Origin of the sequence: Niastella sp. OAS944, from assembly GCA_024809215.1 — a bacterium.
GTDB lineage: Bacteria > Bacteroidota > Bacteroidia > Chitinophagales > Chitinophagaceae > Niastella.
This window is the reverse complement of record JANUBW010000006.1, coordinates 252,702-279,104: the sequence shown is the minus strand read 5'-3', so window position 1 is coordinate 279,104 and position 26,403 is coordinate 252,702. Positions and strand designations below refer to the sequence as shown.

Below are 26,403 nucleotides of genomic sequence, written 5' to 3'. Positions count from 1 at the left end.
GTGATGCCGGCCATCAGTGGTTCCACGGTAACATTTGTAAAATTCATAAAAAGGCTTTCCGGCGTATGGCACAAATGTTTGCAATACTGTCAAAAATGTTCAAACGACAGCTAAAGGTGTGGTACACTTATATTTACATTAGCAGAAAAGGGTGCCACACCTTAACTTCGTAACCGATTGCTTTGCTTATGGTATGTAAAAGATATACGCTGCTTTCGTTGTACGTATTGCTGTCTTTTGTGGCCGCCGCACAAAAGACCTCCATCAATTTCACTTCCATTTCGTCAAAAGACGGTTTGCTCTCCAACGTAGTGAACGCCATTATAAAAGACCGCCAGGGCTTAATGTGGTTTGCTACCGATGACGGGTTGAACAAATTCGACGGCACCAATTTTACCGTTTACCGCAATATTACCGGCGATACCACCAGTTTACGGGTAAACGAGGTGTTGACCTTGTGTGAAGACAAACAGGGAAATGTTTGGGTGGGCACCAGCGGCGGCGGACTGAGCCTGTACGACCGTAAAAAAGACAATTTTACCAACTACCCTACCCAAAATGTGTTCGGCGGTTTTTCCACCAAATCGGTGATCAGGAGTATTTGCTGCGATCACCGCGGTAAATTATGGATCGCTCAATTTGAAGGCGTATATGAATTTGACCCGGTAACAAAAATTCCCCGGGCGCTGAACCTGGGCAAGGCCCTGGACAGAAATCGTGTCAAAATCACCCTTTTTTGTGTGTTTGAAGACAGCCAGCACAGAATATGGGTAGGAAGCGACTATGGGTTATACTTATATAAAAGAGAAACAGACTCCTTTGTTCGTTTTGCCCACAACCCCAACGATGCCACCAGTATAAGCAATGATGTGGTACGCACCATCACCGAAGACAGCGCCGGTAACCTGTGGCTGGGCACTGTAGATGGATTGAACAAATTACCGCCGGGCCAAACCGGTTTTGTGCGATATAAAAACACCGGTGCCAACGCCATTGGCATCAACAGCAATGAGATCAACTTTGTAGCTGCCGATAAAGAAGGCGAACTATGGCTGGGTACCAACAGTGGCTTAAACAAATTCAACCCCGCAACAAAAGCTGTTTCCGTTTTTGAACCCGACCCTGGGAACGTTCATAGCCTTACCAGCAAAAACGTCAAATGCGCCTATATCGACAAACTGGGCATTTACTGGTTCGGCACCTTTCGCGGCGGTATTAATAAATACGATAAGAACGGAAACCTGTTCAACCTGAAGCTTAGCAATGCTTTTCAGGAAAACAGCAACAAAGCGGCTATTATATGTGCGCTTACCGAAAACAAAAAAGGGAACATATATATAGGTACCGACGACGAAGGCCTGCTTGAGTTTGATCGCAAAACAGAGAAGCTGCGCCGCATTGCTTTTCCTAAGGATAACAATATGACCATTCCTGTTTTGTCTTTACAACTAACACATGATAACCAACTATACCTGGGCACATTTGCCCATGGATTATTCATACGCGATGAGGTAACGGGCCGTTTGGAAAATTTTAGAAAAGGTACAGGTGTAAATGATCTGAACAGCAACGATATCTTTTGTTTGAAAGAAGATAGCAAAGGCAATATTTGGGTGGGCACCAACGGCGCCGGCGTAAATATTATACAGCATAAAAAGGTGATCTTAAAGCTCACGCCCAACCCCAACGGACCCAATGAAGAAGCTTTACCTGTAAACGGCTACGCCCGCGCCTTTGCAGAAGACAATGAGGGCAATATGTGGATAGGGTCGCACGGGGCCGGGCTTGCCACGTATAATATGGCCACGCATACTTTTAAAGTATTCACCCGCGACAATAGCCGCCTGCCAAGTGATAAAGTGGAAGCCCTGCTTTGCGATAGCCATGGTAATATTTGGGTGGGTACGTATGGGGGCGGACTCAGCCTTTTTGATAAAGCAAAAAACCAGTTCATTAACTTTTCAGAAAAAGACGGTTTGCAAAATACGACCATTTACCAACTGATTGAAGATCTGCAGGGCCGCATCTGGCTTTCTACCAATACCGGTATTGGCTGTTTTGACCTAAGCACAAAAAGCTTTCGCAACTTCAATAACCAACACGGGGTGCAAAATAATAACTTTGTACATGGTTCGGGTATCCGCCTTTCCGATGGCGAATTATTTTTTGGCGGCTTACAGGGTTTCAATTATTTCGACCCTGCTGCATTGACCACCAATCGCAATGCACCAGCGGTGTTGCTTACCGATCTGCGTATTTCAAATAAATCGGTTGTTGCCGGTAGTGACGCATCAATAAAAGAACACATTTCGGTGGCGCAGGAAATAAGGCTCGATTATAAACAGAACTTTGCGCTGAGCTTTGTAGCATTGAATTACACCAATCCCAAACAAAACAGGTACGCGTATAAGTTAGATGGCTTCGATAAAGACTGGAATTATACCGGCACCATCAATACCGCTTCTTATACCAACCTCGATCCCGGTCATTATACTTTTAGGGTTAAAGCAAGTAATAACGACGGGGTTTGGAGTGAACATGAAACCCAGATAAAAATATACGTAAAGCCACCTTTCTGGGCCACCATTTATGCCTATATCTTTTATTTTCTGGTAATAGCAGGCGTGCTTTTGTATAGCCGTTACCGGGCCATTACCAAGTTAAGAAGGAAATTTGCCATTGAACAGGAACGCCGGGAAGTACGGCGTATGCAGGAGCTTGACAAACTAAAATTGAAATTCCTTACCAACCTCAGTCATGATTTCAGAACACCCATTTCGCTTATTATGGGCCCTGTTGAACAATTGATAAATGAAGATAACACAAGAGGCCGATCAGACAAACTGTTAATGATAAGACGTAACGCCCGTAGATTGCTTAACCTCGTTAACCAGTTGCTCGATTTTAGGAAGATGGAAGAGCATGAACTGAAACTGCAATTATCAAAAGGTGAGTTTGTTTCCTTTATAAAAGAGGTGTGCGAATCGTTCCGCGATCTGTCGGAAAGAAAACACATCAATTTCACTTTTACCTCATTCATTCCACAATTACATACCCGGTTCGACCGCGATAAACTGGAACGGATACTCTTCAACCTGTTGTCCAATGCATTTAAATTTACGATGAGCGGTGGTGATGTAGGTGTTGAAATAGCCAATGCCGAAAAACCGGGAAGCGCCGGGCAGCAGTGGGTCACCATTAAGGTAACGGATACCGGCATAGGTATTCCCCAGGAAGAACAGCAGAAAATTTTTGAACACTTTATTCAGCATAGTACCCCTGAGCATATATTAAACCAGGGTACGGGCATTGGACTTTCCATTACAAAAGAGTTTGTAAAAATGCATGGCGGCACCATAGATGTGGAAAGTATTACCAGTAAAGGTTCCGCATTTATTATTCAAATTCCATTAACGGTAATGGAAGAACAGGTGGTAGAAATACCAGCGCATTTTGAAGAGGAAATACCACCCGCTTCCGGGAACGAAAACGAATCTTTACCCAATGCATTGTCGGTGCTTTTGATAGAAGACAATGAAGATTTCCGGTTCTATTTAAAAGACAATCTCAGTAACAATTATAAAATACTGGAAGCAGCCGATGGTAAAGAGGGCTGGCAAAAAGCACTGGCCTGCCACCCACAACTGATCGTAAGCGATATTAGTATGCCGGGAATGGATGGCATTACCCTTGTTAAAAAATTAAAGGCCGACAAAAGAACAAGCCATATTCCGGTTATTCTGCTAACAGCCGTGACAGGCGAAGAAGAGCAGTTACGGGGATTGGGGACCGGCGCCAACGATTACATTACCAAACCATTCAACTTTGAAGTACTGAATGCCAAGATAAAAAGCCTGCTTATTTTGCAGCACACCATGCAAAATGCCTATACCAAACAAATAAAAGTTGTTGCACCTGAAGTTGAGTTTGAAAGTGCCGACGAAAAATTGTTGCAGGAAATAGTGGGTTATCTCGAAAAGAACCTTACCAATTCACAACTTTCGGTAGAAACGTTAAGTAAGGAAGTAGGAATGAGCAGGACCAGCCTGTATTCTAAATTACTTGAACTAACCGGCCAAAGCCCTGTGGAATACATCCGTTCGTTCAGGTTGGAAAAAGCAGCGGTGCTAATGGAGAAAAGCAATATGAATATTGCGGAAATAGCGTACCAGGTTGGGTTTACGACGCCGAATTATTTTGCAAGATCATTCAAGGGAAAATTCAATATGTTACCGTCAGAGTATATCGCTACTAAAAGACAGAAGTAGGAAGTAAGAAGTAAGAAGAACCTGTATTTTCGTACCTCCTACTTCTTACCTCTTACCTCCCCAAATAATAATTAACAACAATGATTCAACGATATTACCTCTACTTGCCAATATTGTTTGTACTTATAACCAAACAAACTTTGGCCCAGAAAGAATCCTTAAAAGAAGTCTTCAAAAATGACTTTCTTATAGGAACTGCATTAAACTCTTTCCAGATACAACAGAAAGATACGGCTGCAAACCGGCTGGTGCTGCAACACTTTAATGCTATTACGCCCGAAAACAGCATGAAGGCAACCCACCTGCATCCGCAGTGGGATAAATACAATTTCACCCTGTCCGATCAGCTGGTTGCTTATGGCCGGCAACACAATATTAAAATAAACGGGCATACACTTATCTGGCACAGTCAGCTGCCTGCTTATGTAAAAAACCTGAATAATGCCGATTCGCTTAAACAGTATATGAAAGATCATATTTCTACTTTGGCCGGTCACTATAAAGGAAAAGTATTTTCCTGGGATGTAGTAAACGAGGCATTGGAAGGCGATGGCAGCCTGCGCAAATCGATCTTCTTAAAGTTGCTTGGCGACGATTATATTATTGACGCATTCCGGCTGACACAGCAGGCGGCGCCTGATGCAGAGTTGTATTATAATGATTATAATATAGAAGGCCTTACAAAAAGAAGGGCAGCCATTGCACTGATCAAAAAGATCCAGGCCGCAGGTGTACGTATTGATGGCATAGGTGTACAGGGACACTGGGCTGCGGTGCATGTTCCGCTGGCAGATATAGAACAAAGCATTCAGGAATTTTCGGCCTTAGGCATAAAAGTAATGTTTACCGAGCTCGACCTCACTGTTTTGCCCAGCCCATACAAACGCGACGTTGTAGATGTAAGCCAAAGAACACTTCCCAATACCCCAGCAACCAATCCATGGCCCAACGGCTTGCCAGACTTTAAACAGGCCGAACTCAGCAAAAGTTATGAAGACCTGTTCAAATTATTCCTGAAATATAAAGACAAGATCGGCCGTATCACTTTCTGGGGTGTGCATGACGGCCAGTCGTGGCTGAATAATTTCCCCATTGCCGGCCGCACCAACTACCCATTGCTGTTCGACAGAAGCTACCAGCCCAAACCGGCGTTTTATGCGGTAATAGCCACGCACCATCGCTAGGCGGAAAGAAAAAGGGCTAATTCCCAAAGATCACCAGGTATAAATATCTGCGGATGCATATGCCGACGACCAACCGGGGCCGCTGGTCATTACCAGCAATTCAACCCAGTAAGAAAAATTGGGGTCCAATCCCGATACACTTCCATAGTCGTAAACACTTTGATTTTGGGCAGTTGCGTTAACATAGGCGGAAGTTATATCGCCCCACAAAGCCGCCTCACTATAATAAGCGGAGCTACTGCATTCTGCACTCAGGTTATACCGAAAATTGCCTGTGGGGCAATTCACCTGCCAGGCGCCGCTTACATGTTGTTCAACTCCGTTGGCATAACAGGAGGCGCTACGGGTATTGCCTGTACAGGATTGCGAATAAGCAACCGTGGAAAACAATGAATAAAAGATTAACATTCCCAAGACAAGACTTAATTGTTTCATGTTTTTTCATTTTGAGTTAATAATCAATACCGGAATCAGCCCTTTTTATCTTGTGACCTTTTAATATATTTTTGATAATCTATCTTATTCGTCAATGTGTATTTCTTCTTTAACTGCTCCAGGCGTTGCGCCTTTTTATACAACAATTTTTCAGCTGTTATTTGTGTAATAAGATCGCGTTGCACTTCTTCCAGGGTTATTTTTCTTCTCCCCTGTTCCGACTCTTTTTTTATTACAATGAAATTTCCATCAAATGCAACAGGCATCATTACACCATTGCCCTTCATGGCAAAAACAGCGTACTTGATACTATCAGAAAAAAATGCCTGCTTATAGTTTACAACTTTATGCCTGTAATTGGGGTGCAGGTTATTGTCAATGGGCGCCAGGTTGCCCGCCTTTATATTCATTACGGCCATCATGGCGGCGCGCTTGTCGCGGAACTGAAACGCAGAAACCACAACATCTGTGGCCCGCGAAAAACTATCTTGCATTGATTCAAACTGATTGTGCAACTCATCATCGGCAACTGTAATACCGGCTTTCAATTCTTTTTTCTCATAGGCAGCCCACATCACATCGTTACGGTAATTATTTTTATCGAGTACAAATTTCATTTCTTTGGTAATTCCCAATTCCCCGGCTTCGACCCATGCATACCGATCGTATACAAATGAGTTGATATAAGATTGCAGTTCTGCCATGGTGCTTATCTCCTTACTTAGCGGCAGGGTGTTATAGTATTCCATGAATTCCCCTATTGTAATATGCAACTCAGTATTTTTTTGGCTATAAGAGAAAAGCGTGCTGGTAATTTCATTTTGATCAAACCAACGAATGGACCTATTCTTTAGGTGGCTTTCAAAAACGGTCATTGCGGCAGCATTGCACTTTATATGCGCCTGCGCTATTACCGTATCAAAATTTTTCATTTGCGTTCCCTGCTCTTTCATTTTTCCAGCTAACAATCCTCTGGGATTCGAAACAACGTAATGGGCCATACTTTCTACCCATTTATTTATTTCAGCAGCAGTATCATAGCCTATTTCGCACGCATCGGCCAAAAAGTAAGCACGGTCGATAAAAGAATTTAGGAAGGCAACTCTATCAGTATCGGCAGGCGTTCTACTTTTTTGACGGTAAAGGTCTGATAGAAAGAGATCGAGATTCTTTTCCAATTCGTATTCAGTAATGGTAATTTTTCCTACCTCAAGAATGACCTTGTCTGACACATTGTTGTAATGATAAAAAGAGGTAATGAGGAAGAATATCGATAAGGTAATGATTATTTTGCCACACATGAAATAAGGTTAAAATATGAATAACGGTAAGATCAGCCGAAAGTAGAGTTTTTTTATTTACGTTCCATTGCAGGCCTGCCTCCTGAGAGATTTCGACTACATTTTGATATAAATTGACCATGAAAAGTTTAAGATTGTCCGGTTTACATCTGTACATTAGCGTAAGGAACAAAACAAACTGCTTTACCTGCCGTCCCTGCCAACACTTCTGCAATTACTATTTGCATCCATTTAATAAATAAACGATTGTCTATGAAAAAAAATCTCATCCAGATTCTTGCCCTTGGCTTATTGTTGACCGGTTGTTCAAAAAAGGGAAACCAGCCACTTTCCGGCGAGGATAGTAACAGCCCTAAAGAAGAAGCCACCGCTGCAATCAATGCCGGCACGGTGCAACAAAACATCAGGGGTTTTGGCGGCGCCAATATTCGCGGCTGGGTAGCCGATCTTACAACAGCTCAAAGAACAACAGCATTCTCGCCCAGTACAGGTATTGGCTTAAGCGTATTACGGGTACGGGTATCGCCCAACAGTTCAGACTTTTCCTTAGAAAAACCAACCATCGATGCCGCCAAATCATTTGGCGCTTCTGTTATCGCCTCAGCCTGGACGGCGCCCGCTTCCATGAAAGACAATAACAACCTGGTGGGTGGTAAATTGAAAACAGATTCCTACGCCAGTTATTCGGCACACCTGCGCAATTTCTGTAACACCGTAGGCGGCGTAACGGCCATAAGCCCTATTAATGAACCGAACATAGATGTAACCTATGAATCGATGAAACTAACAGCGCCGGAAGTAGCCGCTTTTGTCGCCGCCGAAGGCAGTAATTGCGGTGCTTCTATTATGGCCCCCGAAACGTTCAACATGGATAAAACGTATATGGATACCTACCTGAGCAACGCCACCGCCAGTTCAAAAACCGGGTACCTGTGCGGACATATTTACGGCAAAACGCCCTATACTTATTCAGCAGGTAAAGAAGTATGGATGACGGAACATATTTACAACACCAACGATGCCAACGGCTGGGCCGACGCCATGGGTATTGCCAAAGAAATACACGACTGTATGAATGTTGGCTATAACATGTATGTATGGTGGTATATAAGGCGCAGTTATGGCCCTATGGATGAAAGCGGCAATATTACCAAACGCGGTTATGTAATGGCTCATTGGGCACGGTACGTGCGCCCGGGCTATAGCAAAATAAGCTGCACCGCTAACCCAACCAGCGGCGTGTATGTAACGGCGTATAAAAGCGGTTCAAAAATAGTGGTGGTAGCCATTAATCAAAATTCGGCCATCACCTATCAGCCATTTACCATCAGTGGCGCCACCGTTGCCGGGTTCAATCGTTACCGAACAACCAGCTCGGCCAGTCTTACCGCCGATAGCTTTACCATTGCCAATGGCAGCTTTGGAATTAATTTACCGGCATCGAGTGTGACTACGTTAGTTTCATATTAGGGGAGTTGTCAGTGGTGAGTTGTGAGTGGGTTCGCGATTGTTCGGAAATCTAAACGTTCGGAGGCTCACTCTCCACTCACCATTCACCACTCACCAATTCAAGCCTATTAATTAAAACCTTACATTCCTACAAATGAAACATCTATCGTACATTCTTATTATACTCTTCACCTGCTGTTCAAAAAACAAAGTACAGGAGAAAACAACTGAACCAACAAGCAACGCTAAAGAAGAAGCCATTGCCATTCCCAACTGGTATGCCGAAGCGCGGTGTTTTCTCGATGGGCCAACCGGTGCTTTCGACGACCTGGCAGTGAAAGATCCATCCATTGTTTATTCCGGTGGGCGGTACCATTTATTCTACACCGGTCGCGATAAAGGTACTGGCGGACTTTGGCGCATGGGTTATGCCAATGCAACAAGCATAGCCGGGTTAAAAACGGCCGGCCGCACCTTTATGAGCGCTCTGAATGCCGGTTCTTATTTTTGTGCGCCGCAGGTATTCTGGTTCCCGGTAAAAGGAAAATGGTTCATCATATACCAAAGCGGTTTAGGCGCTTCTTTCGCCACATCAACAGATGTAGGGAACCCTGCATTATGGACGGCCAACCGCGCTATGGGTTTTACCGATGGCATCGATTTTTGGTGTATAGCCGATGGCAGCTATGTGTATTGCTTTTATTCGGCACAGGATGGTTCGCGCACCATTAAACGCCGCCGAACAACCATTAGCAATTTTCCTTATAATTGGGAAGCGCCTACCGTTGTTGCTACCAGTACATTTGAAGCACCGCATGTATACCGCAACAAAGCCGATGGTAAATATTATATGATCGTAGAAGACATAAACCGCTACCAGGAACTGTGGACAGCAGCAAGTCTTGGTGGTACATGGACAAAAGTATCTGAACAATGGGCCGTAAGAAGCAGGCTCACCTTTTTATCGGAAGTATGGACCGACCAGGTTTCGCATGTTGAAGCCATTCGTTCGGGCAACGACGATAAAATGGAAATTGACAATATAGATCGTTGTCAGTTGTTGATACAGGGCGTACCAAATGGGAACTATGGCGACTATGGGAATATTCCTTATGACTTGGGAATTATCAGGAATTATCAATAATACAGAGGGTGGGTCGTCTTGCAAAGGCGACCCACCCTCTCACCATTCATCTCAACTAAAAGATTGCCTGTACTGCAAAGGAGATTGATTAGTTTTATTCTTGAACAGCTTATTGAACGACTGTGGGTATTCGAACCCAAAATGATAAGCAATTTCACCAACCGACATGCTGGTACCCGTAAGCATATCTTTCGCTTTCTCAATCATCTTTTCATGGATGTGTTGTTGCGCTGTGAGGCCGGTAAGCGAACGAAGCATATCACTAAAATAACCGGTTGATAAGTTGAATTGTTTGGCCAGGTATTCAACCGTGGGCAGCCCGTTTTTATTTCCGGCGCCTTTATTAAAATAATCAGTAAGGATGTCCTCTACCCTTACCAGCAGATCGTGATTCACCGATTTGCGGGTAACAAACTGCCGGTTATAAAACCGGTCGGCATAACTTAACAGCAATTCTATATAGCCAATGATCACGTTCTCACTATAATGATCAATTGAATTACGGATCTCCTGATCGAGCAACTGAATAATGGAAACAACGGCCTCTTCTTCCTTTTGAGAGAGATGTAATGCTTCATAAACGGCATAACTGAAAAAGCCATACTTCTTTATCTTTTTTGCCAACGGGTGTCGTCTTATAAGATCGGGATGAAAAGTAACACTCCAGCCATCGCATTGATTATCGGCAGTTATACCCGAAACAATTTGACCAGGCGCAGTGAAGATCATTACGCCTTCGTCAAAATCGTAGGTACCCTGCCCATATCTGATCTTTCCTTTTACATTTCGCTTTAGAGAAATGCAATACAGATCAAGCCTCAGTAAAGGCGCATCTGTTGGCGCTGCGGAATAGTCGAGGTCCCCGAGCCTGAACACACTTGCCAATGGATGAAATGGTTTGGGCAATGCCAGCATGCGGTGTTGCGCAGAAATAGAAGGAACGATATGAGGCGTTTGCTTCTTCATTGGTTACAAAGGTATGCTTATAAATTAACTCCCTTCATTCCGTTCGCATCGTACCGGTCGCCGGTAATAGTACCTAAAGGAATAATTGACTCTAACCTGTTCAAATCGGCAGTTGATAATGAAATTGCAGTAGCAGCAATATTCTGCTCCAGGTATTTAACTCTTTTAGTACCGGGAATAGGTACATATCCTTTTGCCATTACCCAGGCAAGGGCCAGCTGCGAAGGAGTAATGCCTTTTTCATCAGCCAGTTTTTCAATTTCATGTAACAGGTCGATATTCTTATAAAATTGTTGCCCCTGAAATTTGGGTAACGAGCGTCTGAAATCATCGGCAGACAGATCATCAAAACTTTTCAATTCACCGGTAATAAAACCGCGGCCTAATGGTGAATAAGGTACAAAGCCAATACCCAGTTCCTGTAACGTATTAAGTATTCCAGCTTCTTCCACATCCCGCTCAAATAATGAGTATTCCGATTGAACAGCAGTAATAGGACGAATGGCGTGCGCGCGGCGAATGGTTTCGGAACCGGCTTCAGACAAACCGATATACTTTACCTTACCTGCCGCAACCAGATCGGCCATGGCCTGTACGGTTTCTTCAATGGGCGTATTGGGATCAACGCGGTGTAAATAGTAAAGATCAATAACATCGGTATTCAGGTTCTTTAAAGAACGTTCCACCGCTTTCTTTACATACTCTTTTTTCCCGTTGATGCTCCAGGTTATTGCACCTGCATCATCAATTTCCCAACCAAACTTAGTGGCAATGATATACTCATTTCGTTTTCCTTTTATGGCTTTTGCAATCAATTGTTCATTAACAAGCGGTCCATACAGATCGGCAGTGTCTAAAAATTTCCGCCCAGTTCTAAAGAACGATGAATAGTAGCAATAGCTTCCTGTTCATTTGCTTTACCGTAAATATCATAATGACCCATACCCGTCATACCCATACAGCCAAGCCCAATTTTAGGAACAATAAGCCCCTGACTGCCTAATTTCATTTGTGGAATGCTTTCCATACGAATGCGTTTAAATTTTATACTGCAAAAGTGAATGGAAAGCGGCTGAGAAAAGTGTTTAAATCATGGGGAGTTGTATCCAAAGGCTGGATTTCGTTTGCAGGCAGTTGGTGCAAACAAATTTCACTCACTTTTCGTTTGCAGGAACACCGGGTAAACGAATTCCTCGCCTTTTTCGTTTGCAGAAGCATCCTGCAAACGATTTTTTTGGCTTTTTCGTTTGCAATAACATTATGCAAACGTATTCTTTGCCTTTTTCGTTTGCAGGAACACCGTGCAAACGATTTCTATTCTTTTTCCGTTTGCAGGAACATCGTGCAAACGATTTCTTTGCCTTTTTCGTTTGCAGGAACACCGTGAAAACGAATTTTGCCCCATTTTACTAACGAACATCAGCTTTATTTTATTCTAATTTAGGCAAAACGTATAAACCAGTTCGATAACACTATTACAGGGCTAAAATTTTTGTTTTCGCATAGTGCACATGTTATATTTGTATTCATTGATCCTCTCGTATCCACTATACGTTTTCCAACCAGCACAGAGTCCCATAAAAACAGCTATTATGAGCAGAATAAACTATGGGTACAAAAGACGCCAACACGACATCTTGATGACAAGCATGTGCGTTATAGATAAAATGGAAAACAATCCATTATTCCCCAAACCACCAGCGGCCCTGGAAAAGCTAAAAAAAGCGACTCCTGCTTTTCAAAAAGCACTGGCCAACGCATTAGGGCGCGATAAACATATGGTTGCTGTTAAAGACGGAAAAAAAGAACTCGTCCTTGCGTTGTTACAGGAACTGGTTACATATGTATTAAAGGTCAGTAACGGGGATAGAATGATCATCCTTAGCAGCGGGTTCGATGCAACACAGGAACGACGTAAAATCTGGATCGCACCTGTAATTGAAGATTTGGAGGTTAAACTGGGCGGCCCTGGCATTGCAACCATCCAGGCTAAGGGTGTAAAGGGCGTGAAAGGTTATGCTCACCAATATGCCATCGAACAGCCTGGCAAAAACACCATATGGCATAGCGAAGGAAGTACTAATAAAAAGTATACTTTTATTAACCTGAAGTCTGAAAAAAGGTATTGGTTCCGGATAGTGGGTATTGGTACCAGGAAACGGCAGGGGTATTCGCCAATTGTTTCGGTAGTGATTCAATAACCCTACCCAATCAAATACGCCAGTCCATCATTTACCGGTTCGCACAGATCGGCAATTTTTCGGGTGCTGAAAAGTTTTTCAACTTTGTCGCGGGCCTCCTTATAATCATGATGTATGGGGCATGGCCGGCTGGCCGAACATTTGCTCAACCCAAGACCACATTCTTTAAACAATTGTTTTCCATCGATAGCCTCAACTATATTGATGATGGGCTGTTTTCTTTGTTCTTTTGAAATATAGAAACCGCCCGAAGGCCCTTTAACACTATTAACCACGCCCTGCTTCACCAGCGTTTGCATTAATTTACCAATGGTGTGCTCACTGGCATCAATAAACTCTGCAATTTCCTTAATACCGGCATTTTCGCCACTCTCAAATTTAGAGGCGAGATAAATAACGGCTTTTATAGCGGTTTTACAAGTAGAGCTCAGCATCGGTTATCGGTTTAAAAAATCAAGTCCTTCCTTTGAGATCATTTCCTGGGTCCAGGCCGGTTCAAATACCACCTTCACAAGTACCGTATAGCCGGGATAATGGGCCAGTAAATTATTTTCCACCCCATCAACAATGGAATGTCCCATAGGACAAAACTGTGTACTTAAAGTCATTATTACAAATATTTTTCTGGCCGCCTCATCAATTTGCAACTGGTAAATAAGCCCCATATCAACTACGTTCAATCCAATTTCAGGATCGAGCACTTCGCGTAACCCCGCCAGGGCATTGCTTACGTCATTCATACATTACGCTCTTTGTGAAAATATTTTTAATACGTTGGCAGTATATAAAAATGCACTGCATAGCAACAATCCCGCGCCTAGCTTTATTACAAGTGCATTTGAGATAAGCACCCCAACGGCAAACAGCAGAAACCCCGGCAAATAACTTATAACCATACCATTGAACATACCTGCACTGAACAGTTCCTTGGGATCGGGCGTTTGGCCGAGGCCTGATTTTGTATGGTATATTTTATTCCATACAATAAAAGGCAGTGTTTTAAAGGTCATGCCCAGAATGAGAGCAGTAAGCCATCCAAAAAAGATGGTGAACCCATAGGCTAATACCAGTTTTGTAAAATGCCGGCGGCAAACACAAAAATGGCATTTACATTTTCCGTTTTGCTTTGAGCAATACCAGCCGCTACGTTTATCAAATAAAACAATACCGCCACATTAATAAGCACTGCCCCGGTTTGGGCGGGCCATTGCATATTGAATGTGTAAAACGACCATATAAGCAATGGTATGCCTGCAGCAGCAAAAGCAAAGGTGAAGTATGCCAGCCTGTTACTGTACAATTCCCTTTCTATTAAAATGGGTAATAGCTGATGGCTTGAGCCCAAAATGATCATGGTGCCCCACCCCAACGCCATAGTATGTGTTATGGCCAGAATATGCGGTTGAAAATAATGTTGTGTAAATGTATGTGAGGAAGTGAACAACATGACAGCAGACGCCAGAAACGCCAAAGCCGCATACACATAAAAGGGCAATACTACTTTGTGTGTAGTTGTTTTAACCAGTTCGCTGTTGTTTCTGTGCATACCATCAGGTATTAAAAATTAAAAGATGCACTTCTCCTTCACGCACTTCTTTTATCCGATACACAAATTTCCGCTGTGCTAATTCTGGCAGCAGGAAAACCGGAATACGTTTATGATAAACATACAAAGCAGTACCTGCAACCAGGCCATCGAGCGCTTCGACTATGGTCATCATGGGCAATGGCATTTCAAGCCCACGCACATCCACTGTCTGAAGCCGGTTGTTATACTTTGCCAGTATTTCATCCCAATTCATTGACGTTTTGGTAACGGGTGCAGCTGCCGTAACATTTGCAACCGACTTACAGTAAAACCAGGTTTCTACCAGGTTATTGTTGATCTCATTTGCCCAGCTATTGAAGCCCTGTTTTTGCAACAACAGCATTAAAGGCATTGGTTCAAAACTGTTCAACAGTTTCAATACCTGTCCCGGTTGAAGGCTTTTGAATTGTTCAAGAATGATATTCAACGGGTCTTTACCCGATGCTATAACCGGCCGCACATCGAGTATTACAATGTCATTTGGCGTCAATGACTTTATAAAATCAGGCGCTTGTTGTTTTTCTTCTGCAACTATCGGTACAGTATCATCTGCATTGAACCCCAATGGTTGCAGCTTTTTGAAAAACTCGTTGATACTGCAGCCACCGATCTTACTGGCCGTTGAAACGGAAGCCCGCCCTGCCATTAACTTTCTTAAGATAGGATTACGCAGCTTTTCAAATTTAGGCGACAGGCTGATGATAGCTTCTAAAGCAGCCGGATGGTGCTTTAGTATGGCGGCGATCTTTGTATTGGCTGTTATAACCATAGCATTAAGTTTATTGTAATAGCAGGCGGGCTTACGTTCTAAAACTTATTTCTTCTCCAGCGCCAGGGCTTTGGGGAAAAGAATATTGTTCTCGAGGTGCACATGAATATGCAGATCGTTCTCAAATTCATTTAATAAGCGGTACAACAAACTATAGCTGGCGCAGGCATCGGCAGGCAACGTGTAATTATTAGCGAGTTCTCTTATCTTCTCCAAAATACCACCAGCGGTTTCATGCTCCAGTTCCATTACGCTAATAGGATTTTGAATGGAGCCAAAAGGAAAAAAGGCAGCGGGTTGACCAGGCTCTATTTTCACCAGGCGTTTGATAAATGGAAATAAGATAGCTTCTTCTTTATTCAGGTGCCCCAACAGTTCATTATTCAAGGTTTCAACCAGGGTTTGAATAGTAATTAACTCAGGATGAGCATCGCCATGCACCTTCGCAACTTTCGCGGCATATTGTCTTATTTCGGGGAGATATTTCTTTACGTAACTATGATGTGTATTCATTATATAGTCGGCCAGAAAATCGAGGCCCCATTCATTATAAGGTAAGGGCCGGCCGCCACTTGCAGTTTTTTCAACCTGTTGTAATTCGAACTCTATCTTCGTTACATCGAGCCCTTTTTCCAAACAGGCTTCTTTAACCGATTTCTTACCACCGCAACAAAAATCGAGTCCGTACTTTTTAAATACTTCAGCCTTGCGCAGGTCTTTAGCGGCAATTTGTCCAAGTGTTTCATCCAATGCGCCGGCAACATTCTTTCCTATACGCACCTTCCACCATTCGGGCCCCTGTTCAAGATATTCCCAGCTAAAGGTATTTCCCCGTTCACCCAGCAATTGGTAATAAAGCGGTTTGGGATCGTGATCGTTGTGTATGGTTACACTTTCTCCTTCATTGAGCGCATCGAAACGGGCAAAAATAGTGGGGTGTTTTTGCCGGGGCTCCAGTAACGTTACATTTAAAATATTTTCCTGCATAGTGTTTAATATTTCATTTATTCCTTAGTACGCAACAAAGGTATAAGTGAAATAAATCACCGGGAATAAAAGTACCGTAATACTTTTATTCCCGGTGTAGAATCATGTTTTGGGCTAACCACTATCAGGAAGGGCACTGACGAAGATCAGAACTTACAATGAGTTGATCAGATATGTCTGTCCTTGTTTTGTATCGAATGTAAGCACATAGCCATGCGCGTCTTTTTCCGATTTAATTTTCAGCGATACTATAGTAACAGGTATTGCAGTTCTTATTTTACAAATTCCGCCCACGTTCGATACAATGAGGGCATTGGTGAGCCGGTGATTTTTCCAATGAATGGATACATCAAAATTACCACGGGCTTTTAAGCCGGAAACCGAACCTTCACCCCAGGCATCGGGCAGTGCAGGTAACAAATGCACTTCGCCCAAATGACTTTGCAACAGCATTTCGGCCATGCCGGCTGTGCCGCCAAAGTTGCCATCGATTTGAAAAGGCGGATGCGCATCGAAGAAGTTGGCATAGGTGCCGCCTCTTTTAAAACCGGTGCCTGAATTGCCGGTATAAGTCAACAACTGGCGTACCAATGAGTAGGCATGGTTGCCATCGAGTAAACGTGCCCAAAAGTTGATCTTCCAGGCCTTGCTCCAACCCGTACCTTCATCACCCCTTATTTCTAATGTTCTGCGGGCAGCTGCTGCAAACTCAGGTGTTGATACCGGCGCTATTTGCCTTCCGGGATGCAAGCCAAACAAATGCGATACATGGCGATGTTGCGGATCAACATCTTCATAGTCTTTATTCCATTCCTGCAAATTGCCTTTGCTGCCAATGTGCAATGGATACAATTTTGCTTTCCTGGCCACCAGTTTGTCGTGGAAAACTTTATCAATACCCAGCACATCACAGGCTTCTATCAGGTTGGTGAACAGGTCCCAGATGATAGACATATCCATAGTAGTAGCCACGCCAATGCCCGACGTTTTACCATTGCCATATTTAAAATCATTTTCGGGCGAAGTGGAAGGCACCATGATGAGGTAGCCATCTTTATCTTCTACGAGCCAGTCGAGACAAAACTCAGCAGCCCCTTTCATTAAAGGATAAGCGACGTTCTTTAAGAATTTTTTATCCCTGGTGAAGCTATAATGTTCCCAGGCGTGCTGACAAAGCCAGTTACCGCCCTGTGGCCAGTTGGCCCATTTGGGGTCGCCATCGCCTTTATTACCTACGGGATTGCTGGTTGCCCAGATATCGGTATTGTGATGCGCTACCCAGCCGTTCATACCATAAAACTCTTTGGTAGTGCGTTTACCCGTAACAGCCAGGTTGTTCATGAGGTCAAAAAGCGGCAAATGCATCTCGGATAAGTTCGTTACTTCTGCCGGCCAGTAGTTCATTTGTGTATTTATATTGATGGTAAAGTTTGAACTCCAGGGCGCCCGCAGTTCTTTATTCCAGAGGCCCTGTAAATTGGCAGGTATCCCGCCCGGCCTCGAGCACGACAACAATAGGTAACGGCCATAGTTAAAGTATAACACTTCAATGCCCGGGTCGTACGCTCCTGCAGAGTAGTTTTCAAGTCGTTTGTCGCTGGGGAGCATGGAATTCTTGTTTACACGGATCCCTTTATTATATCCCAACGTAGTATCCTGTAAATGAAAAGTTACCCTGTCGTAATATTTTCTATGGTCGGCTCGCTGGCGGTCTATTAGTTGCTGAACATTATATTTCAGGGCTGCATTCAAATACCCTGTTGCCAACTTGTGCTCATCCTTACCCTCTTTATCGGGGCATTTATCAAAGCCGTTAAAGCTTGTAGCGGCAGAGATATACAGTACAACGTCGGAAGCACTCTTTATTGTTATGCCAGATGTATCGGCTGTAACCGTTCCTCCTGTATTCACTGCTTTCACAATCATTTCGTACCGCATACCGCTACAGTTGGCGCCGGTACTGTCTTTCCAGATGATCGGCGCCTGGTTCCTTTTATAATAGCTGGGATCGGCATGTGCCGGCGCCTTTCCCTTCATTACCAATTCATTGTTAGCGGCTGCACTTAGGGTATACATAAGCGGGCTTCGGGCACCCACTTTCAGGTTTAGCGAACCGGCAGTGATCGCTTTTATTTGTATAATGATCACCTGATCGGGCGCTGATGCATATACGGTACGGGTAAAAAATTCACCGCCCGCCATATATGAGGTATTACATCTTGCGTTTTGTATGTCCAGGCTGCGTTCATAACCCGTTACAGCTGTATCCCTGAATTGTTGTTTAATAATAAGATCGCCCATAGGCATATACGATTCGGTGAAAAGGCCCTGCATTTTTTTTGCCAGCGCGCTTGCCTTGTCGAAATCGGCTTCCAGCAACACCTTTCTGATCTCGGGTAAGTGACTGGCAGCATCGGGATTTATCACTTTAGGTATTGGCCCGCCACTCCAAAGGCTACTTTCATTTAACTGTATCAACTCTTCCTGCACACCGCCAAACACCATGGCGCCAAGGCGGCCATTGCCTACAGGTAGCGCTTCCGTCCATTCGTGGGCTGGCCGATCATAGTGTAAATTATCAATATGCATTTGAGTGATCCCTGCCAGTGGAATTAACAGGAACAGAAGAGAAACTATACACGAGGCTTTCTTCGTTTTATTCATATGGCAATTTTAAGACGTGCTCAAAGTTAATGGCAGGCGTATTTGTAACATTATTTGAAAAAGACTTTATTTTGCATAAATCCGACCTTTTATAATTATGCCACACAACATTACAGCACTGATCCTTAAAGGCGAATATGGTAAAGATATTGCTATTAAATATGACCTGGTTGGCAAAGACCTGGGATTTAATTTAACGCTATTTCATGTGAGTCACAATTATGCCAGTTATTGGCAATTCATATTTGGGCTGAAGGGATTTTTGGAAAGCGCCAAACCCGCATCTTGGACCATTCCTACCGAACTAGCTTTAGCTGAACTTATGAAAAAGATTTCAGCTACCCCTTATATAGCCACCCCTTATATTGAGTTTGCGATCATTTCAACAGATTATTTTGGCGGCATTGGGTCGCAATTTGCCAGTGTTTACAAAAATGATACATGGGTAAGTAAAAAAATAACAACTATAAATGAAGCATTGGCATACCTGGGAGTAACGAGCAAAGCAGGCCTGGATGAATTTGACACGGTTGGGCTTGTTAATATAAGAAGTCAGCCCGATATGCTGGACAAGTACAGTGACCTTTGCGAAAAACATGATCTGTAAAAAACTATAGCGTAGTTTATCGGGTTTAGCTAGTGGTATCGGCGTTGTTTTACGTATATAAACCCTATATACAAAATACACCCGGTCATATGAAACGAATGCTTATTGCAGCAGGCGTATTAGCGTTTGCCAGCTCGCCATTATTAGCCCAAACAGATACCAGTAAGGTTACCATCAACTGGAATAAAACCCTCATAGTTTCGAAAACAACGCCAACCTTGCAGTTGGTTGAGAACCCCATGGTGCGGCCCGGTTCGCCCATTCATAAAAATACTTTTAAGGCATTAAAGGAACTAGGCGCCGATTATGTTCGGTATGTGCCCTGGTTCCCCTACCCTAAAATGGCTGTGGCAGAACTAAAACCACCCACCGGCAGCAATACATATTGGGATTTTACCTACCTCGACAGCTCCATGGCCGCTTTTATGGAAGCGACAAAAGGGCATTCAAGCGTCATTAATTTCAGCACTACCCCGGCCTGGATGTGGAAGACGGCCAAACCAGTTGCCTACCCCGATGATGCGTATGGATTATGTTGGGACTATAACCAGGGCACCGAATTACGCGATACCACCATGAAAGAACTCACCGGTTATTTTTCGCGTCTGTTCAGTTGGTATACAAAAGGCGGGTTTACCGATGAGTTGGGCGTGTATCATAAATCAGGGCATCATTACGATATTCCCTATTGGGAAGTGCTCAACGAGCCCGACCTTGAACATAAAATACCAGTACAACTGTACACCAAAATGTACGATGCCATTGTAGGTGAACTGAAGAAGATCAGTCCCCAAACAAAATTCGTAGGACTATCGCTGGCGCATGTACGCGAACCGGAGTATTTTGAATATTTCCTGAACCTAAAGAACCATAAACCCGGTATACCGCTCGAAGGGATTTCGTACCATCACTATTCAAGACCCTCACAACCGCAGCAGGACATTGACGGCTACCAGTACACGTTCTTTGAAAGTGCAGAAAGCTTTCTCGACAAAGTGCGTTACATTGAGCATATAAGGAAACGCCTGGCGCCGCAGGTATTTACACAGATCAATGAAATAGGCGTTATACTCCGCTCACCGCGCGAAAATGGTCCTATACATGAAGACTACTGGAACCTGGCCGGTTCATTATACGCTTATATTTTTCTCGAACTAACCAAACTCGGCATCGATGTAGCCGGCGAATCGCAACTGGTAGGTTACCCCACACAGTTTCCCGATGTAAGTATGATGAACTGGGAAAACGGCAATCCCAATGCACGGTACTGGGTACTGCGCCTTATAAAAGAAAACTTTGGCGCCGGCGATGTGCTGGCCACCACCACCTGCAAAAGCAAAGGGAATTACATAGTAGCCCAGGGAATACAAACCAAACAGGGGAAGAAGATCTTATTGATAAACAAAAATAAAGCGGAGGCTACTGTGATGTTGCCGGTAGATGTGAAGGCAGGTAGTGTGAGATCGGTAGATGTAAGCACTCGCGAACAAGCGCCTTCGCAAGTGGCGGTTAATGGGAATGTGGTGGTATTGAAGGGGTTTGGGGTGAGTGTGGTGGAGGTGAGGTGAGAAAAGCAAAAAAGGCGCCGATGCCTCGCGCCTTCTTTGCTTCTTTACGTATACTATTCTTCTTTATCACCGGCAGGAACGACTGGCGGTTTAAATTTGAGCATAATACTATCCGGTATATTCTCTACAATTGGTGAAAAGGGATAGGCATTGAGAGGTGAAAAAATATTGAACCTTCCTGCACTATCCTTAACCGCCCACATTATGTAATAACCCAAAGGATTTTGACTTTCATCCTGAAGCTCATCTTTTCCAACATTTTCGGCCCTGTCAAAATAGCGTTCAGCGCCAGAATAAATATCAAATATCACCCCCATAGATTTAGTTTTCTCCAATGAGAATTGGCTTTGTATTTTATTTTCAACCGTTGTTAATGATTGTTCCCCGGAATAAATAATTATGTCCGACTCGAATCGCGACAATTTATTTATATAAATCTCATAATAAGGATGCTTATTTCCGACTACCTGAACAAAGGAATCGATCACTGATTTAAGCCCGCTCTTTGGTATCAGATATTTATCATTTAAAACAGTTTTTTCAGAATTACGACAGGCAATCATGATCATGAACCCTGAAAATAAAAACAATACTCTTGACATAAAAAATTATTATTATTTCACCATACTTCTAAAAATAGCTCCTTGCTGCTGAACTAGCGGAATTAGCCCAATCCCAGGCTTTCCACTTCGCAAATTTGATTGTTTAAAATCTTTGAGGCCTGGCGCATCTGATAAGATGCCCAATTTATAATTAACAAACTCACTCCACTTCCCGCTTTTGGGTCCGGAAATGAGGAAACTAATTTTATCTTTATAGTATTTATCCCCCATCATAAACACAAAAACAGGCTTTTTGGGCGTTGAGAATGCGGCAAACGTCAAATCCCCATAACCGGTTGAAGTTGATGTGCTGACTATATCTCCACCAGGATGTGTATGAGCTGTTGCCAGGGTGTTAAATGTTTTACCTGAAGCATCAACCAAATTTCCGTCCTTAAATGAATAACCATAATTATTCAAATCAACAGTTTTTGAATTATTCTTATAATCCGGAGTTACAAGAACTCCCTTATCTGTTAAAACACCCATTGATTCATTACCTGTATCCGTGGTCCGTTTTATCATTCGGGAATAGGCACTCGATTCCCTGGCAAACATAATACTTCCATCTTTCCTATAGTCTTCAATAACACGCCCTTTTTTGTCTTTTACCTGAAAATCGGTTCCCTTATATACCTGATCTTTTTTCAATATGGAATTTTTAGTTATAGTAGGATCATATACGTATTCCATATCTACGTCCTGATACCAGTCCATTCCATCAGGGTCTATGTTTATAAGCGGATTATCGGCACAATAATTATACGGGGTCCAGTTAAAATAATTATCAGCATGAGGATCCTGGTTATTCCAACGTCCTATTGTGGCATCGTACATTCTTGGCCCAAAATCGTACCACTCCAACCCACTACCATCACTAAACTCTTTTTCCTGTTCTTCCTTTTCGTTTAACCGGAGTTTATTTTCCAACGATCCGGACGCTTTTGAACTAATGCCTGTCATCGTCAATCCAAATGGATAATAATGCGTTTCTTCCAGTAACGGGCCTTTATTATGAATAACCTGAAGATTATCGAAATACACTCTTACCGGACTTTCATTACTAACATAAACATAAAGATAACCATTGTAATTGATTGGAATGTTTGAGAATGTATGGGGCGTTAGTTCATTGGCATGGCCTACTTTATCGAAGCCCCCGTCTTTATACTGAAAATGTTCATCCAGCAGCATCCAGTTTATATAGGCTTTGGGACCCGTATTTGTTTCCCGGTTTGGATCCTCAAGAAATCCTTTAACAGCGTCATGAATGGATGGTATTCCATTTAATCCATTTGCTGTAACCAATTTGCTTGCTGCGGTGGCCGAAGCATTGAGTAATCCACCTAAAACATCCACCACAGGTACAGGATATTGATTATTATCCGTGCTGTTATCAAAGTAATATGATTTACCGTAAATATCGATGCGATCGCCACTCATTACCTTCAGCGTTATACCTAAGCCGGTTACCCCACCGGTACCTGATGCTTCTAACCTATATAACTTTTGGCTGAATGCGGTAACGTCACTGGTGGGGTTATTATTTACAGGAGGGTCCAATTCACCCTCGCCGCCATTTTTGTTAATATAATTTGGAATGCCTATGGCCTCACTCCTATCCGTGATATTGGATGTAACAATATTAAAGTACTCACTTTCTTTAGCTACTGCTGTTTCTTCCAGCGTTGCTGCAGGATAGATACATGGCTGTTGCGCACTTGTTAGCACTGTACGCACGTTACCAAGATGGTCTTTTATAAAATAATCATATTCATAATGGGCAGGAGCCTTAGCTGTAGCTTCTATGTAACGTACCCGACCTTCTTCATGCCCAATGTACTGCAACTTATCAGTATAAGCTAATGCATCCAGATCATTATCCTTGTACGACTTACTTTCATAAATAAAACCATTCAAATATGAGGTGATAGTGATTATGTCGGTCGTATAGCTAGCATTATTATACATAACCGTAGCGTCAAACTCAGTTACCGTTTTTTGCAACTTTTCTCCTGTAGCATCATACAAATAAATGATGGTACCCTTCACGCCGGGCGAATTATCCTTTTGTACATTTATTTTCCAGGGAAGGTTTAAGTGATTATACAAAATACCAGCTGTGCTGCCTCCTATTTGTTTATTGAGATCGGTAGTAAGGTTCCCATTATCATCATACCTATAATCATCACTGCCGCTATTTTTATCGGTAAAGTCGCCAAGCTTAATATCGGCTGCGGCAGGTACTGCATCATAAACAGATACCAGTTTATTACCAAGCCCCTGCGTGGAATAACCGTATGTAAGATCGTCTATTACCGGACTGCTGTTCAGTTTTAGACCATACTGTTTCATGGCCTTTATATTACCGTTTTCATCATAGGCTTTGTTCGGGTCTGCGCCATCCCCCATCTGCACATCGAATTTCACCTTATCATCATCTATATAATCGATTTTGTCAAACTGGGTAAAATCGGCGCCCAGCAGGCGATTCACTTTATCGTAGGTATAACCATAGGCCCTTCTTACTCCATCACCTTTGCTGCGCCATTTAACACCTGCGATATTGCCATTATACTGATTTGCCTGAAAGCCCTGATCGTAGTTCAATTCAATTCCAAACCAGGCATCGTCCTGCCCGTTATTGTTTGCATACTCTTTATTGATGCCGGTGAGCCACCCTCTGATATTATACGAATATTCCAGCCGTGCCACTCCGGGTGCATAGTAACCATTTCCACCAAGATTCTTTGTCCACAAATTTCCATTCGGCTTGTACCAATGATCTGAGATCATTGTTTTAGAACCATCGTTATCATCGATCGTTTTCCATATTCTCAACAACCTGCCGCCATGGTCGAAATCAAACCCGGTTTTGAGATGCACACTGGCAGGAACTGCGTTAATATTCGAATGATCGACGTAATTACAGATGACATTACCAATAAAATCGTACCGGTTGGTAATGATATCGGTGCCTTTGAGCGTTTCGCTATACTCCTGGATGATGCGCAAACGATCGTCATAAAAATTAACCTTAGTAAGCCAATTACCGGTTCCCTGGTTATCAGGATCGGTTAAAACTCTCACCATTGTACCGGTAACCTGCCCTGTTGGCTGAGCGAAGTGCTGCGTTGGCATTTCTACCGGATGCAGATTGGTGCCCGCATCCAGATAATTATTGTATGCAGCAGAGAACGACTTGTTTGTCCAGGAATAATCGTCGTAATACGTTTTGGTAAGGGCTACAAAAGGAGCCGTTGACGGAAGGGGATATTTATTAACAGTTATTCCCTCAATTGTAATATTCGCTCCGGGTTGAACAATTTCAGCAGTAAAATAATCCCCTGATAGAAAAGTAGGATCCAAAGTAATGCTATTCAACGCTTGCTGCACACCAGTATTTAAACCTATAAGGGTTATATCCTGCTTGAGACTGCCAGCATAACCCGTTTTTGTTTGGTCCAAAACTAATTGTTGTGCATTTAATGCATTAATATCCCATGTGGCAATACCTGTGATCACCGGTCGGTTTAGATCATCGTACAGAATGGTCATCCACTGTTTGTTTTTACGCAAATTGCCATCCTGGGTAAGCACCAGCCTGTCGCGGATATCATACACCATATATACCCAATCGGCGCCAGGCAGCTTTTTGGCTACCACACGACCATGATTATCGAACTCATAGCGAAAACATAATTCGTTGACAATATCATCGGTGAGCATCCAGTTGGTAGTGTTGTTTACCGTCAATGCTGCGATCGCTTTCGGCGGTAATACAAAACGTAATTGATTCCGTTCATCATATACATAATAGGTACATAGAAAACCTTCCAGTCCTGCGTCGTCTGTCACATTCCCAACCTGCACTTTTTTAAATATCAGCTTTTTTTCAAAGTCAGTATACTCAAAAACCCTGTTTCCCTGCTCATCTATAGTAATTTTCCTAACCAACGTACCCCAATCAAAAGCACTTGTTGAAACCGGAATATTGATCCTTACATCTGCAGTATTATTATAAGTAAGGTCGTTGCTTGTTATTTCCCATTTGCGCACACCTTCCTCATCTGTATTATAGGAGTGTTGATACTTTATACCTCGGTTGCTTCCTCCCCAGTTGTTGCCTGGGTGTACAACGCCTACAACTTCTTTATGATGATTATGCTCGTGAAGAATATGCGCATAATAGGGTTGTTCATCAGAGTATTCCGACCACATGTATATTGACTGCTCATAATAAGGGTCCATTTTGAACAAGCCATTAGTTCTACCTGATGCATAAGGCTGGTACTTAAATTCTTCAAAACCATATTCATTGTAATTAACCGGCGTTACCCAATCAAAACCATTTATTGTAGCCTGGCGGTTAACAGTTTGGATCGGTCTGCCCAAACCATCAAAAAACTCGGTCGTTTCCTTAACATCCTTACTAGCAGCATTTTCAAAAACATCGGGATCGGTTATAGGCATACAGGCTTCCCTTGTACGCGTGTAGTTCACTATATCACCCCCCTTAAACCTATAAGGAATAAATGGATTATATGGAGGTGACTGCGGCGTAACGGTAACAGGTTTGTTATTTTGCTGCGCCTGACTATGCCCCGCAGCAAGGATAAACATGATGCTAAATACAACATGTGAGAATCTGTTTATCTTAAACATGCTTA

At 43.1% G+C, this 26,403-nt stretch carries 21 protein-coding genes; 7 read left to right on the top strand and 14 right to left on the bottom strand.

All coding sequences use genetic code 11. The annotated features are described in order from the left end of the window. The first annotated feature begins 188 nt into the window (after positions 1 to 188). Positions 189 to 4,268: a two-component regulator propeller domain-containing protein gene (locus GGD38_RS23775; protein WP_375301650.1), complete on the top strand. Its 4,080-nt coding sequence runs from the start codon at positions 189 to 191 to the stop codon at positions 4,266 to 4,268. 140 nt (positions 4,269 to 4,408) lie between these two features. After that, positions 4,409 to 5,452, top strand: coding sequence for an endo-1,4-beta-xylanase (locus GGD38_RS23770; protein ID WP_375301651.1), 1,044 nt, complete (start codon positions 4,409 to 4,411; stop codon positions 5,450 to 5,452). 30 nt (positions 5,453 to 5,482) lie between these two features. Here GGD38_RS23770 and GGD38_RS23765 read toward each other — a convergent pair whose 3' ends face one another. Next, the gene (locus GGD38_RS23765; RefSeq protein WP_375301652.1) at positions 5,483 to 5,887 is read right to left on the bottom strand and encodes a hypothetical protein; all 405 of its coding nucleotides are present in this window, start codon (positions 5,885 to 5,887) and stop codon (positions 5,483 to 5,485) included. Between the two features lie 35 nt (positions 5,888 to 5,922). Beyond that, on the bottom strand, positions 5,923 to 7,188 hold the full coding sequence (locus tag GGD38_RS23760) for a hypothetical protein (protein WP_375301653.1): 1,266 nt from the start codon (positions 7,186 to 7,188) through the stop codon (positions 5,923 to 5,925). A gap of 252 nt (positions 7,189 to 7,440) precedes the next feature. Between GGD38_RS23760 and GGD38_RS23755 the strand changes: the two genes are divergently transcribed. Beyond that, positions 7,441 to 8,658 carry a hypothetical protein gene (locus GGD38_RS23755; RefSeq protein WP_375301654.1) on the top strand — a complete coding sequence of 406 codons (1,218 nt, stop codon included), beginning with the start codon at positions 7,441 to 7,443 and terminating at the stop codon, positions 8,656 to 8,658. A 133-nt stretch (positions 8,659 to 8,791) separates the two neighbouring features. Beyond that, complete coding sequence (locus tag GGD38_RS23750; protein ID WP_375301655.1) at positions 8,792 to 9,781, top strand: non-reducing end alpha-L-arabinofuranosidase family hydrolase; 990 nt, start codon at positions 8,792 to 8,794, stop codon at positions 9,779 to 9,781. Between the two features lie 51 nt (positions 9,782 to 9,832). Here GGD38_RS23750 and GGD38_RS23745 read toward each other — a convergent pair whose 3' ends face one another. The 3 genes from GGD38_RS23745 to GGD38_RS23735 are packed head-to-tail and all read right to left on the bottom strand — an operon-like array spanning position 9,833 to position 11,774. Then, positions 9,833 to 10,747, bottom strand: a complete 915-nt coding sequence (locus GGD38_RS23745; protein ID WP_375301656.1) for a helix-turn-helix domain-containing protein — start codon at positions 10,745 to 10,747, stop codon at positions 9,833 to 9,835. A gap of 17 nt (positions 10,748 to 10,764) precedes the next feature. Continuing rightward, complete coding sequence (locus tag GGD38_RS23740) at positions 10,765 to 11,589, bottom strand: aldo/keto reductase (protein ID WP_375303735.1); 825 nt, start codon at positions 11,587 to 11,589, stop codon at positions 10,765 to 10,767. An 11-nt stretch (positions 11,590 to 11,600) separates the two neighbouring features. Next, positions 11,601 to 11,774 (bottom strand): hypothetical protein, encoded by a 174-nt coding sequence (locus tag GGD38_RS23735; RefSeq protein ID WP_375301657.1) that lies wholly within the window; start codon positions 11,772 to 11,774, stop codon positions 11,601 to 11,603. 565 nt (positions 11,775 to 12,339) lie between these two features. Here GGD38_RS23735 and GGD38_RS23730 point away from each other — a divergent pair. Continuing rightward, complete coding sequence (locus GGD38_RS23730; protein ID WP_375301658.1) at positions 12,340 to 12,948, top strand: hypothetical protein; 609 nt, start codon at positions 12,340 to 12,342, stop codon at positions 12,946 to 12,948. A 2-nt stretch (positions 12,949 to 12,950) separates the two neighbouring features. Here the strand turns inward: GGD38_RS23730 and GGD38_RS23725 are convergent, their stop codons facing one another. From GGD38_RS23725 to GGD38_RS23695, 7 genes are all read right to left on the bottom strand, one after another. Next, positions 12,951 to 13,382 (bottom strand): RrF2 family transcriptional regulator, encoded by a 432-nt coding sequence (locus GGD38_RS23725; protein WP_375301659.1) that lies wholly within the window; start codon positions 13,380 to 13,382, stop codon positions 12,951 to 12,953. Positions 13,383 to 13,385: 3 nt separating this feature from the next. After that, positions 13,386 to 13,688, bottom strand: a complete 303-nt coding sequence (locus GGD38_RS23720; RefSeq protein ID WP_375301660.1) for a metal-sulfur cluster assembly factor — start codon at positions 13,686 to 13,688, stop codon at positions 13,386 to 13,388. A 3-nt stretch (positions 13,689 to 13,691) separates the two neighbouring features. Continuing rightward, entirely contained in the window at positions 13,692 to 13,958 is a 267-nt protein-coding gene (locus GGD38_RS23715; RefSeq protein ID WP_375301661.1) for a hypothetical protein, read from the bottom strand. Positions 13,959 to 14,008: 50 nt separating this feature from the next. After that, entirely contained in the window at positions 14,009 to 14,494 is a 486-nt protein-coding gene (locus GGD38_RS23710) for a hypothetical protein (RefSeq protein ID WP_375301662.1), read from the bottom strand. A gap of 4 nt (positions 14,495 to 14,498) precedes the next feature. Then, positions 14,499 to 15,305, bottom strand: a complete 807-nt coding sequence (locus GGD38_RS23705; RefSeq protein WP_375301663.1) for a DUF2249 domain-containing protein — start codon at positions 15,303 to 15,305, stop codon at positions 14,499 to 14,501. A 45-nt stretch (positions 15,306 to 15,350) separates the two neighbouring features. Next, on the bottom strand, positions 15,351 to 16,292 hold the full coding sequence (ric, locus tag GGD38_RS23700; RefSeq protein ID WP_375301664.1) for an iron-sulfur cluster repair di-iron protein: 942 nt from the start codon (positions 16,290 to 16,292) through the stop codon (positions 15,351 to 15,353). A gap of 153 nt (positions 16,293 to 16,445) precedes the next feature. After that, entirely contained in the window at positions 16,446 to 18,956 is a 2,511-nt protein-coding gene (locus GGD38_RS23695; RefSeq protein ID WP_375301665.1) for a glycoside hydrolase N-terminal domain-containing protein, read from the bottom strand. 97 nt (positions 18,957 to 19,053) lie between these two features. Here GGD38_RS23695 and GGD38_RS23690 point away from each other — a divergent pair, with 97 nt between their 5' ends. After that, positions 19,054 to 19,563, top strand: a complete 510-nt coding sequence (locus tag GGD38_RS23690) for a hypothetical protein (RefSeq protein WP_375301666.1) — start codon at positions 19,054 to 19,056, stop codon at positions 19,561 to 19,563. A gap of 89 nt (positions 19,564 to 19,652) precedes the next feature. Then, entirely contained in the window at positions 19,653 to 21,131 is a 1,479-nt protein-coding gene (locus GGD38_RS23685) for a glycosyl hydrolase family 39 (RefSeq protein WP_375301667.1), read from the top strand. A 53-nt stretch (positions 21,132 to 21,184) separates the two neighbouring features. Here the strand turns inward: GGD38_RS23685 and GGD38_RS23680 are convergent, their stop codons facing one another. Next, complete coding sequence (locus tag GGD38_RS23680; RefSeq protein WP_375301668.1) at positions 21,185 to 21,733, bottom strand: hypothetical protein; 549 nt, start codon at positions 21,731 to 21,733, stop codon at positions 21,185 to 21,187. A 12-nt stretch (positions 21,734 to 21,745) separates the two neighbouring features. Then, on the bottom strand, positions 21,746 to 26,398 hold the full coding sequence (locus tag GGD38_RS23675) for a DUF6443 domain-containing protein (protein WP_375301669.1): 4,653 nt from the start codon (positions 26,396 to 26,398) through the stop codon (positions 21,746 to 21,748). Positions 26,399 to 26,403: the final 5 nt, after the last annotated feature.

Excerpts from the sequence above, each read along its gene's own strand:
- GGD38_RS23725 (WP_375301659.1), bottom strand. The coding sequence starts at position 13,382 with ATGCTGAGCTCTACTTGTAAAACCGCTATAAAAGCCGTTATTTATCTC.
- GGD38_RS23735 (WP_375301657.1), bottom strand. The coding sequence starts at position 11,774 with ATGGAAAGCATTCCACAAATGAAATTAGGCAGTCAGGGGCTTATTGTT.
- GGD38_RS23750 (WP_375301655.1), top strand. The coding sequence starts at position 8,792 with ATGAAACATCTATCGTACATTCTTATTATACTCTTCACCTGCTGTTCA.
- ric (WP_375301664.1), bottom strand. The coding sequence starts at position 16,292 with ATGCAGGAAAATATTTTAAATGTAACGTTACTGGAGCCCCGGCAAAAA.
- GGD38_RS23680 (WP_375301668.1), bottom strand. The coding sequence starts at position 21,733 with ATGTCAAGAGTATTGTTTTTATTTTCAGGGTTCATGATCATGATTGCC.
- GGD38_RS23690 (WP_375301666.1), top strand. The coding sequence starts at position 19,054 with ATGCCACACAACATTACAGCACTGATCCTTAAAGGCGAATATGGTAAA.
- GGD38_RS23720 (WP_375301660.1), bottom strand. The coding sequence starts at position 13,688 with ATGAATGACGTAAGCAATGCCCTGGCGGGGTTACGCGAAGTGCTCGAT.
- GGD38_RS23755 (WP_375301654.1), top strand. The coding sequence starts at position 7,441 with ATGAAAAAAAATCTCATCCAGATTCTTGCCCTTGGCTTATTGTTGACC.
- GGD38_RS23685 (WP_375301667.1), top strand. The coding sequence starts at position 19,653 with ATGAAACGAATGCTTATTGCAGCAGGCGTATTAGCGTTTGCCAGCTCG.
- GGD38_RS23775 (WP_375301650.1), top strand. The coding sequence starts at position 189 with ATGGTATGTAAAAGATATACGCTGCTTTCGTTGTACGTATTGCTGTCT.
- GGD38_RS23745 (WP_375301656.1), bottom strand. The coding sequence starts at position 10,747 with ATGAAGAAGCAAACGCCTCATATCGTTCCTTCTATTTCTGCGCAACAC.
- GGD38_RS23765 (WP_375301652.1), bottom strand. The coding sequence starts at position 5,887 with ATGAAACAATTAAGTCTTGTCTTGGGAATGTTAATCTTTTATTCATTG.
- GGD38_RS23695 (WP_375301665.1), bottom strand. The coding sequence starts at position 18,956 with ATGAATAAAACGAAGAAAGCCTCGTGTATAGTTTCTCTTCTGTTCCTG.
- GGD38_RS23710 (WP_375301662.1), bottom strand. The coding sequence starts at position 14,494 with ATGCACAGAAACAACAGCGAACTGGTTAAAACAACTACACACAAAGTA.
- GGD38_RS23715 (WP_375301661.1), bottom strand. The coding sequence starts at position 13,958 with ATGACCTTTAAAACACTGCCTTTTATTGTATGGAATAAAATATACCAT.
- GGD38_RS23705 (WP_375301663.1), bottom strand. The coding sequence starts at position 15,305 with ATGGTTATAACAGCCAATACAAAGATCGCCGCCATACTAAAGCACCAT.
- GGD38_RS23675 (WP_375301669.1), bottom strand. The coding sequence starts at position 26,398 with ATGTTTAAGATAAACAGATTCTCACATGTTGTATTTAGCATCATGTTT.
- GGD38_RS23730 (WP_375301658.1), top strand. The coding sequence starts at position 12,340 with ATGAGCAGAATAAACTATGGGTACAAAAGACGCCAACACGACATCTTG.
- GGD38_RS23760 (WP_375301653.1), bottom strand. The coding sequence starts at position 7,188 with ATGTGTGGCAAAATAATCATTACCTTATCGATATTCTTCCTCATTACC.